Here is a 17295-nt window from a genome sequence, read left to right as displayed (position 1 = left end):
ATGCTGCGTGATGTCGCTCACCCGAATGGGTGATACGGCAAGATAAATTCACATTGAGCAAAAGTCGGGGCTGGCTCCCGGAAAAGCCGCCTCAGACGGCTTCGCGCAGCTGTTCGGCAGTCTGCAAATCAACAGACACCAGTTGGGACACGCCCTGTTCGGCCATGGTGACGCCGAACAGGCGGTTCATGCGCGCCATGGTGATGGGATTGTGGGTGATGATGACGAAGCGGGTTTCCGTGGAAGCCACCATCTCGTCCATCAGGTTGCAGTAACGCTCGACATTGTGGTCGTCGAGCGGCGCATCCACTTCGTCCAGCACGCAGATGGGCGCGGGATTGGTGAGGAAGACCGCGAAGATCAGCGCCATCGCCGTCAGCGCCTGTTCGCCGCCTGACAGTAGCGTCATGGTCTGCGGTTTCTTGCCGGGCGGACGGGCGAGGATTTCCAGCCCCGCTTCCAGCGGATCATCGGATTCGATCAGCTGCAATTCCGCCGTGCCGCCGCCGAAAAGATGGGTGAACAGCCGCTGGAACTGCGAATTGACCACATCGAAGGCGGCGATCAGCCGTTCGCGGCCTTCTCGGTTGAGGTTCTGGATGCCGGCGCGCAGCTTGCGAACGGCATCGATGATGTCGTCCCGTTCCTTGATCAGCGCCGCAAGCTTGGCCGAGAGCTCGGCCTGCTCTTCCTCGGCGCGCAGGTTGACGGCGCCCAGCCGCTCGCGTTCGATCTTCAGCCGGTCGAGATCGCGTTCGACATCACGAATGTCAGGCTTCGGCTGGTCAGGACCAAGGCCCGTCAGGCGAAACGCCATATGCGGCTCGGTATTCAGCGTTTCACGGATGCGGTGTTCGGTTTCCTGCCGCTTCTCGCGGGCGGAGACCAGCCGCTCCTCGGCACGGCCACGCTTTTCGCGGGCTTCGGCCAGTTCCGAAAGCGCCGTTGCAGCCACCCGGTCGGCGGCGCGCTGCAGGTTTTCCGCCTCGGCGAGCCGATCGGCAGCCTCGCGGCGGGCGTCTTCCGTCTTCTGCAATTCGTTGAGGAGGTTGCGGCGTTTCTCGTCGAATTCCTCGGGCGCTATGTCCAGCTCGGCGATTTCCTCGCGCGCCTCTTCCTCGCGCTCGCGCAGCGTGGCGATATGGTCGGCGGCGCTTGCCGCACGCGACTGCCAGGTGGAACGCTCCTGCCCTATCGCCTGAATTCTGCGCTGACGGCTTTCCGCCTCGCGGCTCACGCCTTCGTGGCGGGCACGGGCTTCCGCCAGAAGGCCGCGGTCGGTCGCGACTTCCAGCTGGCTTTCGCGCAGACGGAGATCGAGCACGGAAAGATCAGGCGCGTTCTCCATTTCGATGCGGGCGTTTTCTTCCTGAACGGCGATCTCGTCGATCTGCGCGCCGATCTGGTTCAGCGCTTCCGAGACGATATCCCGGCGGCGCAGAAGATCGCCGGAAGCCCTTTCGGCTGATGTCAGCGCCTCGCGCGCCTCGGCAAGCTGGCGGGTCGCAAGCCGGCTTCCGTCACGCACTTCCGAAAGCCGCAACTCGCTGCTTCTTATGTCCTCGGTTCTGGCGGCAAGCTGGTCTTCGGCCTCTTCCAGAATGGAGCGGGCCTCATCCAGTTCAGCTTCGATTTCCGCGAGACGGTTCTTCTGCGACAGGCGAAGTGCTGCAGCACCCGGCGCATCGGCGCTGGCGATATGGCCGTCCCAGCGGAACAGCGCGCCTTCGCGCGTCACCAGCCGCTGGCCGACCTTGAGTGATGGCAGTAGTCTCTGGGCTTCCGCCGTGCCGGAGACGACGCCGATCTGTGCAAGCGCGCGCCGGAGAGCCGCTGGCGCCTGAGCGTAATCGAGCAGCGGCGTCACGCCCTGCGGCAAGGCGGGATCACCTGCCCCGTCGCCATTGCCGGCCCAATAGGCGGGGGCGGCGGCATCAAGCGGGCTTTCGAGATCGTCGCCGAGGGCGGCACCCAACGCCGCTTCAAAGCCACGCTCCACCGTCATTTCTTCCGCCACCGGCGTGAAGCTGCCATTGGCGGCGGCGCTGGAGGCAAGGATTTTGGTGATGGTGCGTGCTTCCGTATCGAGCGCGTTCAGCCGGTTTTTCGCCGTTTCCAGAGGCCCGCGCGCCAGCGCTTCGGCGGAACGCGCCTCGGCGACAGCGGCCTCGGCTTCGTCAGCGACGATCAGGGCATCCTCGACCGCAATCTCTGCCGCCTCGACAGCTTCCCGCCGTTCCGAAGGATCGGGAAGGCCGGAGAGTTTTTCATCGATGGCCTCGATCTCGGCGGAGGCCTCCTGCGACTGCCGTTCCAGCCTCAGCTTACGATCGGAAAGATCGCGGATCGTCCGCTCCAATTGCTGACGCGCGGCGAACGCTTCGGCTCGCTCGGCGGTGATTGCAGTAAAGACGGCTTCGCTTTCCGCCAGTTTGATAGCGGCGGTTTCGAAAGCTTCGCGCATCTCCTCGGCATGGCGGCCGGAATCGGAGAGGATTTCGAGGAGTTCGGCCTCTTCCTCATCGAGCCGTGCAAGGATTTGCGCATTGTCCGAAACAAGACGTTCCTCGCGGACGATATCCTCGCCAAGCTGCGAGAGACGGCGCGCCAGCTCGTCGCGGCGGCGCAGCAGGCGGTTCGCCTCGTCATCCAGCTGGGTGCGGGCAATCTGCAGGCGTTGCAGGGCGGCGGCCACCCGCGCTTCATCTTCGCGCAGTTCCGGCAGCTTCAGGCTGGCGATGCCTTGCTGCTTGGCCGCTTCCATCTGGCCTTGAGCCTTTTCGGCGACGATGTTGGTCGCCTGATTAAGCGCGCTTTCCGCCTCGCCCTCGGCTTCCTTCGCCTCTACCCAGCGAATATGCAACAGGGTCGCTTCGCGGGCGCGGATATCCGCTGACAGCATCTTGAAGCGGTTGGCCTGCCGCGCCTGCCGTTTCAGGCTTTCGATCTGGCTTTCCAGCTGGGCGGTCACATCCTCCAGCCGCTCCAGATTGGTCTCGGCGGCGCGCAGGCGGAGCTCGGCCTCGTGGCGGCGCGAATGCAGGCCGGAGATGCCGGCCGCCTCTTCCAGAAGCTGGCGGCGGGCCTGCGGTTTGGCGTTGATGAGCTCGCCGATACGCCCCTGCCCCACCATGGAGGGCGAGCGCGCGCCGGTGGAGGCATCAGCAAACAAAAGCTGCACGTCCTTAGCACGGGCCTCCTTGCCATTGATGCGGTAGACCGAGCCGTTTTCGCGCTCGATGCGGCGCGTCACCTGAATTTCATCGGCATCGTTGAAGGCGGCAGGCGCGGTACGGTCGGAATTGTCGAGATAGAGGCCGACTTCGGCGGTGTTGCGGGCCGGGCGGTTGCCGGAACCGGAGAAAATGACATCATCCATGCCGGATGCGCGCATGTTTTTGTAGGAGTTTTCGCCCATCACCCAGCGCAGCGCTTCGACCAGATTGGACTTGCCGCAGCCGTTGGGACCGACAACGCCGGTCAGGCCCGGCTCGATGATGAATTCGGAGGGTTCGACGAAGGACTTGAAACCGACGACGCGGAGCTTGTTAAACTTCATGCCGCCATGCTCCAGACAGAAAAACGGCAATAAAAAACGGGCGAACGGAAATATCCGCCGCCCGTTCCTTTAAGGCTTCGGCGATCAGAGCAGCTTGTCGATGACAGCCGACATGGATTCAACCGACATGTCTCCTGCGTATTTCTTGCCGTTGATGATGAAAGTCGGCGTGGAGTTGACGCCGAATTCCGTCGCACCGCGTTGCATCGTTGCGTTCACATCATCCAGAAGTTTCTGGTTCGTCAAGCAGGCCTCGAAAGACTCCTGTGAGAAACCGGCCATTTTCGACATTTGCAGCAGGGCGGCGCGTGCATCCTGCGCGACAGCCCAGCTCTGCTGCTGCTTGAACAGCATGGAAACGAAGGGGAAATACTGTCCTTCCGGTGCGCAGCGCGCCAGCATGAAGGCGGCAGCGGCGCGCGGATCGAACGGGAATTCGCGCAGCACGAAATAAACCTTGCCGGTATCGATGTACTTCTTCTTGATCTCTTCGAAGGTCTTGTTGTGGAAGTTGGCGCAGTGCGGGCAGGTCATCGACATATATTCGACGATCTTGACGGGTGCGTTGGCATCGCCGAGTGCGGCTTCCGGCAGCGGGCCGGGCTTCATCACCGCAGCCATATCCACGTCACCGGTGGATTCAGGCAATTCCTGCGCCTCGGCGATACCGGGCATGAAGGCAAACGGCAGGGCCGTGGCAACGGCAGCAAGGGCAACGCCGCCGAGAAGGCTGCGACGGGAAATGGTCAGTTCGGGAAAATGCATGAAAGCACCTGTTGGTAATAGACTCTATTGTCCGTTGATTCCGATATAGCGACGGCCTGTTCATCACAAGCGGGGTTTTGGACTCTTCTTGTCAAAGAATTGTGACCAGTCAAGGACAACCGGACCGATCAAATCGCCCGGCCCCTCGGCTTCTTCTGCAAGACCGCCGTGCCGAGCCTCTCCACCGCCTTGCGAAGCGCCTCACTCTCGATACCCTCCATCATGTCGTCGAGACGTTTTGCCGCATCGCCGCGCAGGGGCTGCGGTTTGCCCCGACGGTGAATGGTTTGGGAGACCGGTTTCTGTACGATCCTGATCTGGCGCACCGCCGGAAAGCCGAAAAAGCCGTTGATGCGGGCAATAAGTTCGCCCTGCGCATGGGTGAGGAACAAAGCGCGCGCGCCTTCGCAGGCGATGGTCAGCACGCCCGGCTGATAACCGCCGCGATCCGGGCCCTCGTCGCGGCGCGGCCAGGTGATCTTTTCCGGCCGCGTGCAATCGGCAAAATCCTCACCGGCGATCTCGTCCCAGGAACCGAGCAGCGCGGTGTTGATACCCGCCCGTTTCGATAACACGGGGTCCATGATGCCATTGGCGACTTCGGCGATCTGCACGACGCCTTTGCGGAATGAATCTGCGGGTTTCTTCATACTCTCCTCGACAGAGGCCAAGCGACCTCAAGCGGTCGCGCCATCGTCATCTTCTTCTCCGCGCAACAATGCGCGGAATCGTCGCCAGTCCCGGCAGGCGCCCAAGCGTATCACTCCCGCCACCAAACATCCAAAGAGGAAATAAGCCCCAGCCAAAAACTTCAGATGTGGTACTCCCGGCTTATCCGAGATAACGGCAATCACCAACATGCAGGTCAGGATGACGGAGAGGTATATCCACAGGCCATGGCAGAAAATTGCCCAGAAACCGGATTCGATAATTCGAAAGCGGCGCGAGGGCTTGCCTCTCATCTTCTCCAGTTCACGGACTTCGCCGATGAGGCGGGAAACCACAAAGGCCACGCTGTTTTGCCGCCCGAAACACAGCCGGCCAATATGATTCAGCAGGCTTCCAATCAGGCACAGGGCCAACAGAACGCCGATAACGTACAGGAGCGGTTGGGGTATATTATCCAGCAGCGCATTCGGCATGGGGCTCTTCCTCCAAAATCGGATCATGGGTTTCGATGTCGGGCGTTCGTCACCAGACACGGTTTTCCACGTCACAGCAACGGGTCTCCTGTTGCAGATTGCCGTACCGTGTCTATGTTCAGCGGCGATGAACACACATACGCGGCAACAAATATCACGTCCGACAGCGGAACAACTTCTCGCATGGTATGACCGGCACCATCGCGAGCTCCCCTGGCGCACGTCTCCCGCCAAGGCGAGACAGGGAAACCGCGCCGATCCCTATCATGTCTGGCTGTCCGAGGTCATGCTGCAGCAGACGACGGTGCAGGCGGTAAAACCCTATTTCCTGAAATTCCTCTCCGCCTGGCCAAGCGTCAGCGATCTGGCGGCAGCGCCGGTCGAGGATGTCATGGCGGCATGGGCCGGGCTCGGTTATTATGCCCGCGCCCGCAACCTTAAAAAATGCGCGGAAGCCGTGGCGAATGAACATGGCGGCGTCTTTCCGGATACGGAAGAAGGCCTGAAGAAGCTTCCCGGCATCGGCGATTATACCTCCGCGGCTGTCGCTGCCATCGCGTTTAACCGGCAGGCGGCTGTCATGGACGGCAATGTCGAGCGCGTCATCTCCCGCCTTTTCGCCATCGATGCTCCCCTGCCCGGCTCCAAACCGGCGATGAAAGCGAAGGTGGCCGAGCTTACGCCCCCTGATCGGCCCGGCGATTTTGCCCAGGCGATGATGGACCTTGGCGCGACGATCTGCACGCCGAAACGGCCGGCCTGCGCGCTCTGTCCGTTCAACGGCCACTGTCTTGCGCTTGCCCATGACGAGCCGGAGCGGTTTCCGGTCAAGGCCGCAAAGAAGGCAAAGCCGGTGCGGCTCGGGGCCGCCTTCGTCGCGGTGAATGCGAGCGGCGAAATCCTGCTCCGGCGGCGCATCGAAAGCGGGCTTCTCGGCGGCATGACCGAGGTGCCGACAACGGCGTGGACCGCGCGCATGGATGGCGGCACGGAGGCGAGCCATGCGCCCTTTGCCGCCGGCTGGCAGGCGGCGGGCGTCATCGTGCATGTCTTCACCCATTTCGAACTGCGGCTCACCGTCTATCGCGCGCAGGCGCCGGACGGCCTTCAAACCCGCCCGGATGACGGATGGTGGGAGCCGGTTACAAATCTTGACGCGCAGGCGCTGCCAACGGTGATGAAAAAAGTCATCGCCCAAGCTATTCCATCCGCATTCGATGAACGCAGGAAATTTCGATGACCAAGATTGAGCATATCGTATTCGACATCGGCAAGGTGCTGATCCATTACGATCCGCATATTCCCTATAGCCGTCTCATTCCTGATGCCGACGAGCGCCAATGGTTCTTCGAGAATGTCTGCACCCATGACTGGAACCTCGAACAGGATCGCGGCCGCCGCTGGGAGGATGCCGAGGCGCTGCTGGTGGAACGCTTCCCCGAGCGGGAAGAACACATTCGCGCCTTCCGTAAGTTCTGGCACGAAATGGTCTCGCATTCCTACGATGACAGCGTCGCGATCATGGTTGCCCTGATCGACGGCGGCCACGACGTGACGATGCTGACCAACTTCGCCTCCGACACCTTCCGCGAGGCGCAGAAAATGTTCCCCTTCCTCACCCTGCCGCGCGGCGTCACCGTTTCCGGTGATGTGAAGCTGTTGAAGCCTGATGTGGCAATCTACGATCTGCACGCCAAAGAATTCGGCCTCAACCCCGCCGCAAGCATCTTCATCGACGATACACTCGCCAATGTCGAAGGCGCGAAAGCAGCCGGCTGGCAGGCCGTGCACTTCACCGGTGCGGAAAAGCTGAGGCAGGATTTGCGGGCTTATGGGGTGGAAGCGTAAGGGAGCTGCCGTGCAAAATGGTGACGTGCGTGCCCCGCCTGCTACGACTCGTTGACCCAGTCCTCATGTGCGTGACGGACGCGGACGATCAAGACACATCGTCCGCTCCCACGCCATAAACAACCAGGTGTGCCCTGAACCGATGGATACGCAGCGGCGGTAACAACTCGTGCCGCTCGCGTGCCATGCGTGGGTTGAGAGATATCAGCTCAAATATCTCATAGAGTTCCCGGTGATATTTTTGCGCCTGCGCCAGCCCGAATATCGCGATGCCTTCTTCGGCTATGCGAATGACGTCTTCTTCCGCGAGCAGAGACAGGCGAAAGCCCACGATCAACCGATCTTGCGTTTCATGGAACGGGCTTCAGCCTCGGCGAACAAGGCCTGTTGCGAGCGATGCCCGGCACCGCTCTGCAATCCCTCATCCACAAAATGCTGCATCGCCGCGATTTTTTCGCCTCGCTCCTGATCCTTGCGGATCAGGTCTCGCACGTAGTCGCTCGCATTGGAATAACGGCCTGTCCTGGATTGGGCCTCGACCCATTCTTTCATGGGTGCAGGCAGCGATATGTTCATGGTCGCCATATTCATCTCCCTTTGATGGGAGAGTGAAGAATTTGGCAAAGTTTGTCAAAACATATCGGGAAAAGAAATTGGCGCAGGCGGAAATGGCGGTCTCCGGCCTGCGCCAGTCCTGCCGCAAGCGGCATCGGACGCAATGTTTTTTGTGATTTGTCCTGACTGGATTTTCACAACCACTGCTCTGATTTGAGACAGTATTGCTCGTCTCTTGCGCGAAACTTGTCTGGCTAAAATAAGATACTCGAAAATACCAACGCCCGACACCGAAGTGCCGGGCGTTGGTCGTTCTCCATCCGGGACTGAAGGTACTAAACCGGACAGAGACGTATTCTGACAAGGGCGGGCGGTGGATCGTCCGTCTTCGGCTTTTTGGGCTTTCGACTATTCGGCCTTTGCCATTTCACTGCGGATGATCGTCCGGAGATCGTCGATCGGCTTCAGCGCGTCGCCGTCCTCGAAATGCCAGAACGTCCATCCGTTGCATGCGTCGAGACCCTGCACCTTCGCGCCGAGGCGGTGAATGGAGCCGGCCGTCCCGCCGGATGCAATCGTACCATCGGCACGAATAATGGCGCTATAACGGCGCTTTGCATCGGTCAGCACCTGGCCGGGACGGACGAGACCGCTTTCCACCAGCGTGTTGAAGGCAACGCGCGGCTCGGCCTTCTTGCCGGTCATGACAGTCAGTTCCGCCTTGCCGAGCGGCTCGACGGCGGCGATGCGGGCCGATGCCGCGTCGATGTAATCCTGTTCGCGCTCAATGCCGACGAAGTGACGGCCGAGGCGTTTTGCAACGGCACCCGTGGTGCCGGAACCGAAGAACGGGTCGAGCACGATATCACCCGGCTTGGTGGAGGCCATGATGATGCGCGCCAGCAGGGCTTCCGGCTTCTGGGTCGGATGCACCTTCTTGCCGTCGTCACCCTTCAGGCGCTCATGGCCGCTGCAGATCGGGAACAGCCAGTCGGAGCGCATCTGCACGTCGTCATTGGAGGCCTTCAGCGCATCGTAGTTGAAGGTGTAGTTCTTGGCTTTCGGATCGCGGCTGGCCCAGATCATGGTCTCATGGGCGTTCTGGAACCGGCGGCCCTTGAAATTGGGCATGGGGTTGGTCTTGCGCCAGACGATATCGTTGAGGATCCAGAAATCGAGGTTCTGGAGCATCGAGCCGACGCGGAAGATGTTGTGGTAGGAGCCGATGACCCAGATGGTGCCGTTCGGTTTCAGCACGCGACGGCAGGCGAGCAGCCAGGCGCGGGTGAAGGCGTCATAGGCCTCGAAGGAGGCGAACTGATCCCACTCGTCATCGACGGCATCGACCAGCGACTGATCGGGACGATGCAGCGTGCCGCCAAGCTGGAGATTATAGGGCGGGTCGGCGAAAATCGCATCCACCGACTGGCTCGGGAGGGCATCCAAGGCAGCGACACAATCACCTTTGATGATGCTGTCTTTCCAGGCGTCACTCTCGCCCGCACGATCAAAACCGGCACGCCGAAAATCGGCCAGCGGAAAAACTGCTGCCATTGGTACTCGCTCCATACGCTTACTCTCTACTGACGCTTATGGTTACCGAAGATGGTTATCAAAGCCTGAACAAGTCACGGAAAATGCGAAATAAATGGCTGTTGCGGCGCGCAGGCGCGATTTGCGGCGGACGGCGGGGAACCCGAAGTCCGGCAAAAACGTTGTGCACAACGGGTTCTCCTGTCGCGGCATATGGGCGCGGCAGGAAGAGCCATTCTGGCAGGGGGTAATCCGCAATGGGGTCCGTGATGAAAATGGCTTCTTTTTCCATGAATGTCGTTTGCGCCGCGCTTTTCGCAACGGCGCTGCCGGCGCCGTCGCAGGCGCAGCAACCGGCCCCGCAATATAACGTCATCACCGACGCGGTTTTGTTCGATGGCGGCCCCTCGCTCGGCAACAGCGACCGGGTGCGGTGGGATTTCTACAAGGCCGACCGCGCCGGCGGGCGCACCGACGACAATGCCGGCGGCTCCTATGACGCCACCTTCGAGGCGAAGCTGCCGGCGGGCAAATATGTCGGCGTGGCGGCGCTGGGCAATGTGACCCGCGAAGTGCCCTTCGAGGTAAAGGATGGAAACGTTGCGAGGCCGAAGGTGAATTTCGATGCGGCGGAATTGACGGTCGTGCCGAAACGCAGCCCCGGCGGCGATGTGGAAACACAGGCGAAAACCGAAATCACCAGGGATGATTTCAAGGATAGCGTCTACGGCCAGAACACTGTCTTCGTGCCCGCGGGCGAAGTCCTCCTCACCGGCCGCATCGGCCCGGCGCGGGCTGAGGAGAAACTGGCCATCAAGGCAGGCGAGAAGATCAGCCACGAGCTGGTCATTCCGAGCGGCGTGGTGATCGCCAAGGCCGTTTATGCGGAAGGCGGCAGGGCGGTGGAAACGGATGATATCCGTTTCGAAGCCATGTCAGCCAAGGAAACGCTGGATGGCACGCGTGAGACGATCAACGGCATTTACGGCACCGGCAAGATGATGGAAATGCCGGCTGGTGATTTCGTCATGCGTGCCCGTCTCGGCAAGGTGACGGTGGAACAGCCATTCACCGTGACGGCCGGAAAACGAACCGAAATTACAATCGATCTCGATGCGGGTGTTCTCGCAATCAAGGCCCCCGGTGCCGAACGGATCGATATCGTCGAAACGACCAGGGATCTTCAGGGCACGCAGAAGGAAATTTCCGGCCGTTACGGCACGCAGCATCAGGAAACCCTGCATCCCGGCGAATATTCGGTGAAGGTGAGCTACGACAAGAAATCCGGCCGCGAGCCAAAGGAGATCAAGGCGACGGTCAAGGCCGCCGAGAGAACCGAGACGAGTGTGCCAGAGTAATCGGCACGGCGCGGCCCCTCTCCTCATTCCGCTTGCCTCCCTCCCTCCCTCATCCCTGTGCTTGTCACAGGGATCCAGCCGACGCGCGTCTGCGCGACGGGAAGAGTTCTTTCAGTCCAAAGACTTGGGCTGGCTGGATTCCTGTGACAAGCACAGGAATGAGGATGGAGAAAACGTCATCAGTGTTTCCGGCCAGACGACCCATATTTGGGCCTGAGCATCGGATGCTTCGAAAAACGCGCCGCATCCTTCGCCACGGTTGGTAACGGCTCGCCGATTTTCACACCCGCAAAGCCTGACGCCGCGATGCGGTCGCACAGCCTTATCCACTGGCAGCCGCGACAGGCCTGCCTGATCTCGCCGGCAGCGAAAGCCACACGCATCTTTACAAGAAAGTCCGGTGTCGCCTGCAGCCGCTTGCCGGCGGTCAGCGTCTCGCCCAAAAGTGCTGAAACCGAAAGGCGGGCCATCTCATCCCGCTGCACCACGCCTTCGTTGAAACAGTGGGCATGGCTTTCACAGAGCAGGCCCTCACAGATATCGTCCGGGCCATCCACCAGCTCGATATCTTCCTCGCCGGCATTCAGGCGGACGGCGACGCGGTCGTAATTCTCGACGAAGCCTGACGTATAGCCCTTGCCCACATAAGTGAGCATGCAGAGAAGGTGGTGGGGCCGGAGACGGACGGTCAAGGGGCCACCCTATCCGACGATGGCGAAGGCGTCGCGCACCGAGCCGGACGAGGTGCGGATCGCCTTGCGGCCGATCCATTGCACATGTCCGTCCAGAATACGCACCGCCTCCTCGGCGCGGCCGCCGCGCAGCGCATCGATGATCGCCCGGTGATCGGTATCGGTGCGGCGCTCCCAGCCGGCGCGCCAGGCGGAAAACAGGAAGCGGGCGCTTGCCGCATGCAGGCCGTCGATCGCCTCCATCAGGCGCGGCATGTTGCAGGGCGCGGTGATGAGGCGATGGAAGCGGCGATTGGCCTCCTCCCAATGCTGCACATCGACGGCGCTATCGCCTTCGAGCGTTGCGGCCTCCGCCTGATCGAGAATGGCAGGCGTCATGTTTGGAATGGCGTGGCGTAGCGCCAGAACTTCAAGGGCGGCGCGCATTTCCGCCACTTCTCGCACATCGTCAAGGCCGAAATCCGCTACCCGGACACCCCGGCGCGGGATGCTGGCCGCCAGCCCCTGCGCCTCCAGCCGGCGGAACGCCTCGCGCACCGGCACATGCGATGCACCGAATTCGGCTGCGATGTGATCCTGCCTCAGGCGTTCGCCCGGCGACAGCTCCCCGCGAACGATACGGTCGGCAAGCGTGCGGCTGATGCGTGCTGCAATGGTGTCTTCGGGCGCGTTTTTCACTGTCTTGGGCATAACATCCCATAACGCATATGGCGCGGCCGTGTGTAGCGGTTTTTGCGCCATCACATGGCGCAACGCCGAATATTCGAAGCCGCTCACTTGCCGCATCCCTGCCAGCCATGAGCCTGATGGGACCGACCCTTGCGGGTGAACCGGTTGAGCTTGGCGCAGACATGGTCTAAAAGCCCGGCATCATTTTCTTCCAGCAAATCCGATACAGGGAGCGCCCATGAGCGGCTTCGACCTCATTATTTTCGACTGCGACGGCGTTCTGGTCGATTCCGAAATCATCGCGGCGCAGGTGGAATCCCGCCTTTTGACCGAGGCCGGTTATCCGATCTCCGTCGAGGAAATGGGCGAGCGTTTCGCCGGCATGACCTGGAAGAACATTCTTCTGCAGGTGGAAAGCGAAGCCAGCATTCCGCTCTCCGCCTCGCTGCTCGACAAGTCCGAAAAGCTGCTCGACATGCGTCTGGAACGCGACGTGAAGATCATCGAGGGCGTGAAATTCGCGCTGTCCCGCCTGACCACGCCGCGCTGCATCTGCTCGAACTCCTCCAGCCACCGCCTCGACATGATGCTGACGAAGGTGGGCCTCAAGCCCTATTTCGCGCCGCATATCTATTCCGCCAAGGACCTCGGGGCCGACCGCGTGAAGCCGAAACCGGATATCTTCCTGCATGGCGCGGCCCAGTTCGGCGTTTCCCCTGACCGCGTGGTCGTGGTCGAGGATTCCGTGCACGGCATCCATGGCGCAAGAGCGGCCGGCATGCGGGTCGTGGGCTTTACCGGCGCATCCCACACCTATCCGAGCCACGCCGACCGGCTGACGGATGCGGGTGCCGAAACGGTGATTTCGCGCATGCAGGACCTGCCGGCCGTGATTGCGGCAATGGCGGAGTGGGAAGGCGCTTTTTAAGTTGTGATGGGACTTCTTTCGTGATCTGAGTGGCAGCATTGATATTTTAATAAATGTAGCTACATTAATTCATGAAAATCATATGGGACGAGCCCAAGCGGCTCGCCAATATCGAGAAGCACGGCTTCGACTTCGCGGATATTGATGGCTCCGACTGGGAGAACGCCATCATCGAGAAAAGCCTGACCGGACCGGGAAATTCGCGCTTCAAAGCGATCGGATATTTTCGGGACGAAACGATGGCTATCGTTTTTGCGACTGTCGGAACAGAAGCGATATCCATTTTCCGAAGGGCGAGTTCCAAGGAAAGAAGGAGGTTGCCATGGCCAAAGCTGCAAAACTAAAAAAATTCAAACCCGGACGCGGCTACACCGAAGCGGACTGGAACGCCGTTGATTTCCCGGAAATGACGGATCAAGAACTCGAAAATGCGCGCCCCGTCCGAGACGTTTTGCCACCTGCTTTTTTCGAAGCAATTAATGAATACAGAAAGACGCGTGGCCGCCCACCGGTAGATAAGCCTAAGAAACAGGTAACGTTGCGCCTTGATGAGGATGTCGTGGAACGTTTCCGCGAGGGTGGCAAAGGGTGGCAGAGCCGCATCAATGATGCTTTGCGGAAGGCCGCAGGCATTTGAACTCGTTGCCATGCAACAAGAAACCGGAGACGGCAGAGCAGCCTCCGGTTTTTACATTTCGCCCGTCAGATCACCGGCGCTTGGTCTTGGCCTTCGCGCCCTGCTCGGCAAAGCCGATATAAACACTGACAGACCGCGGCGCGCCGCCCGGTCCGTTGGGGATGGCGACATGGTCGTTGTTGAAGATGAACTGGGTGCCGGCCCCGCCTGCGGGCAGATCGATGGCGAAGTTGGTCGTTTCGCCGAAAATCTCGCCGTCGCCGTCCTTCACCGTCACGCGGATCGGCACGGTGACACGACCGGGCTTGGCCATCGGGCCGGGAACCAGGCGGCCCTGGGCCAGCACGTTCACCGTCAGCGTCGACTCATTGGCGGTGCAGGAGCGCGTCGTGTCTGACAGCGAGACCTGATAGGCGAGTTTCTGCGGGTCATCCTTGGCGCCGCCGGCATAGACGCGGTGCACGGCGTTGGCGTCTAGAACCGTGACCGTCGGGCAGTTGGCCTGCACCACCGGGGTGACCGCATTGGCCTGCGCGGCCGGCGGGTTGACGGCAAGCGAGTCCGACGGGTTGGAGGAATTGCATCCTGCAACGACGGCCAGAAGCGACATCGCGGCGGACAAACGCAAGAAATTCCCTGACACTCTTCTAATTCCCTCTCCATTGTCCCGGAACAGAACCGGAGACGCTGTTTATTGACCTTTCACGCAGGTTGGCGATGGTCTATAGCAGCGACGCCGGAAAAAATCGATTGGCATGTTCGGTTTTGCTTGAATTTTCAAAAAAGCCCTTCATTAGCTGCCCAACCGCCTCATTCCGGTAAGACGCTGCGGAAAAGATGCCGATCAATCGGTAACGGATAAGGGACTATCTCGTGGAATATGTATCGACCAGGGGTGCGGCCCCTTCGCTTGGTTTTTGCGACGCGCTTCTGGCGGGCCTTGGCCGTGACGGCGGGCTTTATGTTCCGCGCAAATGGCCTTCCATGTCGAAGAAGGAAATCCGCAACCTGCGCGGCAAGTCCTATCAGGATGTCGCCTTCGAGGTTCTCTACCGTTTCACCGGCGGTGAAATTCCGGCCGACAAGTTCAGGGCGATGATCGACGACGCCTATGCGACCTTCCGCCATCCGGCCGTCGTGCCGCTGACGCAGACCGGCCCGAACACCTTCGTGCTGGAGCTTTTCCACGGCACCACGCTCGCCTTCAAGGATGTGGCGATGCAGCTTCTCGCCCGCCTGATGGATTATACGCTTTCCGAACGCGGCGAGCGCGCCACCATTGTCGGCGCCACATCAGGCGACACGGGCGGTGCGGCAATCGACGCCTTTGCCGGGCGTGAGCGCACCGACATCTTCATTCTTTTCCCGAACGGCAAGGTCTCTCCGGTGCAGCAGCGCCAGATGACGACCTCCACCGCCTCCAACGTGCATGCGCTGGCGATCAATGGCAATTTCGACGATTGCCAGACGCTGGTCAAAGAAATGTTCAACGACGTGAAGTTCCGTGACGGCGTGAAGCTTTCCGGCGTCAATTCCATCAACTGGGCGCGCATCATGGCGCAGGTGGTTTATTACTTCACCGCATCGCTTTCGCTCGGCGGTCCCGACAGGAAGGTTTCCTTCACCGTCCCAACAGGCAATTTCGGTGATATTTTCGCGGGTTACGTCGCCAAGAAGATGGGCCTGCCGATCGACAAGCTCGTCATCGCCACCAATGACAACGACATTCTGGCGCGCACGCTGAAGACCGGCCGTTACGAGATGCGCGGCGTCAAGCCCACCACCTCGCCTTCGATGGACATCCAGATTTCCTCGAATTTCGAGCGGCTGCTGTTTGAAGCCTATGGCCGTGATTCCGCCGCAGTGAAGGCATCGATGGACGGGCTGAAGCAGTCCGGCGCATTTGAAATTCCGCCCCATGCCCTGAAATTCATCAAGAAGGATTTCCGCGCCGGCCGCGCCACCGAAAAGCAGGTGGCGGCGACGATCCGCGACACGCTTGAGAAAACCGGCTACCTCATCGATCCGCATACGGCGACCGGTGTTTTCGTGGCGGAAAAGCACGAAAAAGCGGGAAGCCCGATGGTTGTCCTGTCGACCGCTCACCCGGCTAAATTCCCGGCCGCTGTAAAATCCGCTTGCGCAATCGAGCCTGCGCTTCCAGTATGGTTAGCTGACATTATGAACCGGGAGGAGCGTTTCGACATTCTGGATGCAGAGCTGAAAGCCGTGGAAACCTTCATCGGCAGCCATGCACGCGCCGGCAAATAGAGACGCGGAAAGACGTTGAGTATGAGAGTTAATGTGACCCGGCTTTCGTCCGGGTTGACCGTTGTCACGGAAAAAATGCCGCATCTCGAAAGCGTTGCTCTTGGGGTGTGGATCAAATCCGGATCCCGCAACGAGACGACTGCCGAACACGGCATCGCCCATCTTCTCGAACATATGGCTTTCAAGGGTACGGCGCGCCGCACCGCCCGCCAGATCGCCGAAGAGATCGAAAATGTCGGCGGTGAAGTCAACGCCGCGACATCGACGGAAACAACCTCCTACTACGCCCGCGTCCTGAAAGACCACGTCCCCCTCGCCGTCGATATCCTTGCCGACATCCTGACGGAATCGCTGTTCGACGAAGAAGAGCTGGAGCGGGAGAAAAACGTCATCCTGCAGGAGATCGGTGCAGCCACAGATACGCCCGACGACGTGATCTTCGACAATTTCTCCGGTGTCGCCTATCGCGACCAGACCATCGGCCGCCCGATCCTCGGCACGCCGGAAACCGTTCAATCCTTCACGACAGGCCAGATCAGGCATTATCTCGCCCGCAACTACACGACGGACCGCATTTTCGTCGTGGCGGCCGGTGCTGTCGACCACGAAAGCTTCGTGAAGCAGGTGGAAGAACGTTTCGCCTCACTGCCGCAGCTGCCGGTGGCAACACCGGTTATGGAAAAGGCAATCTATACCGGCGGCGAAATCCGCGAGACCCGCGACCTCATGGACGCGCAGGTGCTTCTCGGCTTCGAGGGCAAGGCCTATCACGCCCGCGACTTCTATTGCTCGCAGATCCTCGCCAATATCCTGGGCGGCGGCATGTCTTCCCGCCTGTTCCAGGAAGTGCGCGAATATCGCGGCCTGTGCTATTCGGTCTACGCCTTTCACTGGGGTTTTTCCGATACCGGCATCTTCGGCGTGCATGCGGCCACTGGCGGCAACGACCTGCCGGAACTGGTGCCCGTCATTGTCGAGGAGCTGCGCAAGTCCTCGCAGGTCATCCATCAGGAGGAAATCGACCGTGCTCGCGCGCAGATCCGCGCCCAATTGCTGATGGGCCAGGAAAGCCCGGCCGCCCGCGCCGGACAGATCGCCCGGCAGATGATGCTTTACGGCCGGCCCATCCCAAATGAGGAGATGATGGAACGGCTAGGCGACATCACCCGCGCGCGCCTGACCGATCTTGCAGGACGGCTGTTTTTCGATACAGTTCCGACATTGTCTGCGATTGGCCCGCTCGAACATCTGCCGCCTCTTTCCGACATCACTGCCGCGCTTTCCGCGCAGCAGCCCGCAAGGATAAAGGCGAACGGATAAACCGATATGAGGGCGGGA

17 protein-coding genes and 1 pseudogene are annotated in these 17295 nt (G+C 60.6%); 8 read left to right on the top strand and 10 right to left on the bottom strand.

Going from position 1 to position 17295, the window contains the following annotated elements:
• Nucleotides 1-91: 91 nt before the first annotated feature.
• The 4 genes from AC5I5B_RS15180 to AC5I5B_RS15165 form a co-directional block, all read right to left on the bottom strand.
• Nucleotides 92-3559: a chromosome segregation SMC family protein gene (locus tag AC5I5B_RS15180; RefSeq protein ID WP_111833663.1), complete on the bottom strand. Its 3468-nt coding sequence runs from the start codon at nt 3557-3559 to the stop codon at nt 92-94.
• A gap of 84 nt (nt 3560-3643) precedes the next feature.
• The gene (locus tag AC5I5B_RS15175) at nt 3644-4324 is read right to left on the bottom strand and encodes a DsbA family protein (protein WP_003509078.1); all 681 of its coding nucleotides are present in this window, start codon (nt 4322-4324) and stop codon (nt 3644-3646) included.
• 128 nt (nt 4325-4452) lie between these two features.
• Complete coding sequence (locus tag AC5I5B_RS15170) at nt 4453-4974, bottom strand: DUF721 domain-containing protein (protein WP_003509079.1); 522 nt, start codon at nt 4972-4974, stop codon at nt 4453-4455.
• Between the two features lie 27 nt (nt 4975-5001).
• The gene (locus AC5I5B_RS15165) at nt 5002-5466 is read right to left on the bottom strand and encodes a hypothetical protein (protein WP_003509080.1); all 465 of its coding nucleotides are present in this window, start codon (nt 5464-5466) and stop codon (nt 5002-5004) included.
• 127 nt (nt 5467-5593) lie between these two features.
• Between AC5I5B_RS15165 and mutY the strand changes: the two genes are divergently transcribed.
• Entirely contained in the window at nt 5594-6706 is a 1113-nt protein-coding gene (gene mutY / locus AC5I5B_RS15160; RefSeq protein WP_020812857.1) for an A/G-specific adenine glycosylase, read from the top strand.
• Nucleotides 6703-7314: an HAD family hydrolase gene (locus tag AC5I5B_RS15155; RefSeq protein WP_111781238.1), complete on the top strand. Its 612-nt coding sequence runs from the start codon at nt 6703-6705 to the stop codon at nt 7312-7314. Before mutY ends, AC5I5B_RS15155 begins: the two co-directional genes overlap by 4 nt.
• A gap of 41 nt (nt 7315-7355) precedes the next feature.
• On the opposite strand, the pseudogene AC5I5B_RS15150 reads toward AC5I5B_RS15155, so the two are convergent.
• The 3 genes and pseudogenes from AC5I5B_RS15150 to AC5I5B_RS15140 all read right to left on the bottom strand — a co-directional run bounded on the left by AC5I5B_RS15150 (nt 7356) and on the right by AC5I5B_RS15140 (nt 9423).
• Nucleotides 7356-7645, bottom strand: a pseudogene (locus tag AC5I5B_RS15150) (type II toxin-antitoxin system RelE/ParE family toxin).
• Between the two features lie 2 nt (nt 7646-7647).
• Nucleotides 7648-7899, bottom strand: coding sequence for a type II toxin-antitoxin system ParD family antitoxin (locus AC5I5B_RS15145; RefSeq protein ID WP_003509084.1), 252 nt, complete (start codon nt 7897-7899; stop codon nt 7648-7650).
• Between the two features lie 378 nt (nt 7900-8277).
• On the bottom strand, nt 8278-9423 hold the full coding sequence (locus AC5I5B_RS15140) for a site-specific DNA-methyltransferase (RefSeq protein WP_003509086.1): 1146 nt from the start codon (nt 9421-9423) through the stop codon (nt 8278-8280).
• 236 nt (nt 9424-9659) lie between these two features.
• Here AC5I5B_RS15140 and AC5I5B_RS15135 point away from each other — a divergent pair, with 236 nt between their 5' ends.
• Nucleotides 9660-10760, top strand: coding sequence for a hypothetical protein (locus AC5I5B_RS15135; RefSeq protein WP_020811573.1), 1101 nt, complete (start codon nt 9660-9662; stop codon nt 10758-10760).
• 179 nt (nt 10761-10939) lie between these two features.
• Here the strand turns inward: AC5I5B_RS15135 and AC5I5B_RS15130 are convergent, their stop codons facing one another.
• Nucleotides 10940-11416, bottom strand: coding sequence for a DUF1284 domain-containing protein (locus AC5I5B_RS15130; protein ID WP_099085593.1), 477 nt, complete (start codon nt 11414-11416; stop codon nt 10940-10942).
• A gap of 45 nt (nt 11417-11461) precedes the next feature.
• Nucleotides 11462-12142 (bottom strand): GntR family transcriptional regulator, encoded by a 681-nt coding sequence (locus AC5I5B_RS15125; protein ID WP_003509096.1) that lies wholly within the window; start codon nt 12140-12142, stop codon nt 11462-11464.
• 217 nt (nt 12143-12359) lie between these two features.
• Here AC5I5B_RS15125 and AC5I5B_RS15120 point away from each other — a divergent pair, with 217 nt between their 5' ends.
• The 3 genes from AC5I5B_RS15120 to AC5I5B_RS15110 all read left to right on the top strand — a co-directional run bounded on the left by AC5I5B_RS15120 (nt 12360) and on the right by AC5I5B_RS15110 (nt 13686).
• Nucleotides 12360-13049: an HAD family hydrolase gene (locus tag AC5I5B_RS15120; RefSeq protein ID WP_003509098.1), complete on the top strand. Its 690-nt coding sequence runs from the start codon at nt 12360-12362 to the stop codon at nt 13047-13049.
• 71 nt (nt 13050-13120) lie between these two features.
• Nucleotides 13121-13393: a BrnT family toxin gene (locus AC5I5B_RS15115; RefSeq protein WP_087743495.1), complete on the top strand. Its 273-nt coding sequence runs from the start codon at nt 13121-13123 to the stop codon at nt 13391-13393.
• The gene (locus AC5I5B_RS15110) at nt 13372-13686 is read left to right on the top strand and encodes a BrnA antitoxin family protein (RefSeq protein WP_099085594.1); all 315 of its coding nucleotides are present in this window, start codon (nt 13372-13374) and stop codon (nt 13684-13686) included. Before AC5I5B_RS15115 ends, AC5I5B_RS15110 begins: the two co-directional genes overlap by 22 nt.
• Before the next feature lie 70 nt (nt 13687-13756).
• On the opposite strand, the gene AC5I5B_RS15105 is transcribed toward AC5I5B_RS15110, so the two are convergent.
• A complete protein-coding gene (locus tag AC5I5B_RS15105) occupies nt 13757-14296 on the bottom strand; it encodes a hypothetical protein (RefSeq protein WP_003509103.1) in 540 nt (179 codons plus the stop codon).
• 263 nt (nt 14297-14559) lie between these two features.
• Between AC5I5B_RS15105 and thrC the strand changes: the two genes are divergently transcribed.
• Together thrC and AC5I5B_RS15095 are read left to right on the top strand one after the other, a co-directional pair.
• On the top strand, nt 14560-15957 hold the full coding sequence (gene thrC, locus AC5I5B_RS15100) for a threonine synthase (protein ID WP_111784582.1): 1398 nt from the start codon (nt 14560-14562) through the stop codon (nt 15955-15957).
• Between the two features lie 21 nt (nt 15958-15978).
• On the top strand, nt 15979-17277 hold the full coding sequence (locus tag AC5I5B_RS15095) for a M16 family metallopeptidase (RefSeq protein ID WP_003509107.1): 1299 nt from the start codon (nt 15979-15981) through the stop codon (nt 17275-17277).
• Nucleotides 17278-17295: the final 18 nt, after the last annotated feature.

The sequence above is a fragment of the Agrobacterium sp. genome (assembly GCF_059499945.1).
Note: the sequence above shows the minus strand (reverse complement) of the source record. Positions and strands in the feature narration are given on the sequence as shown.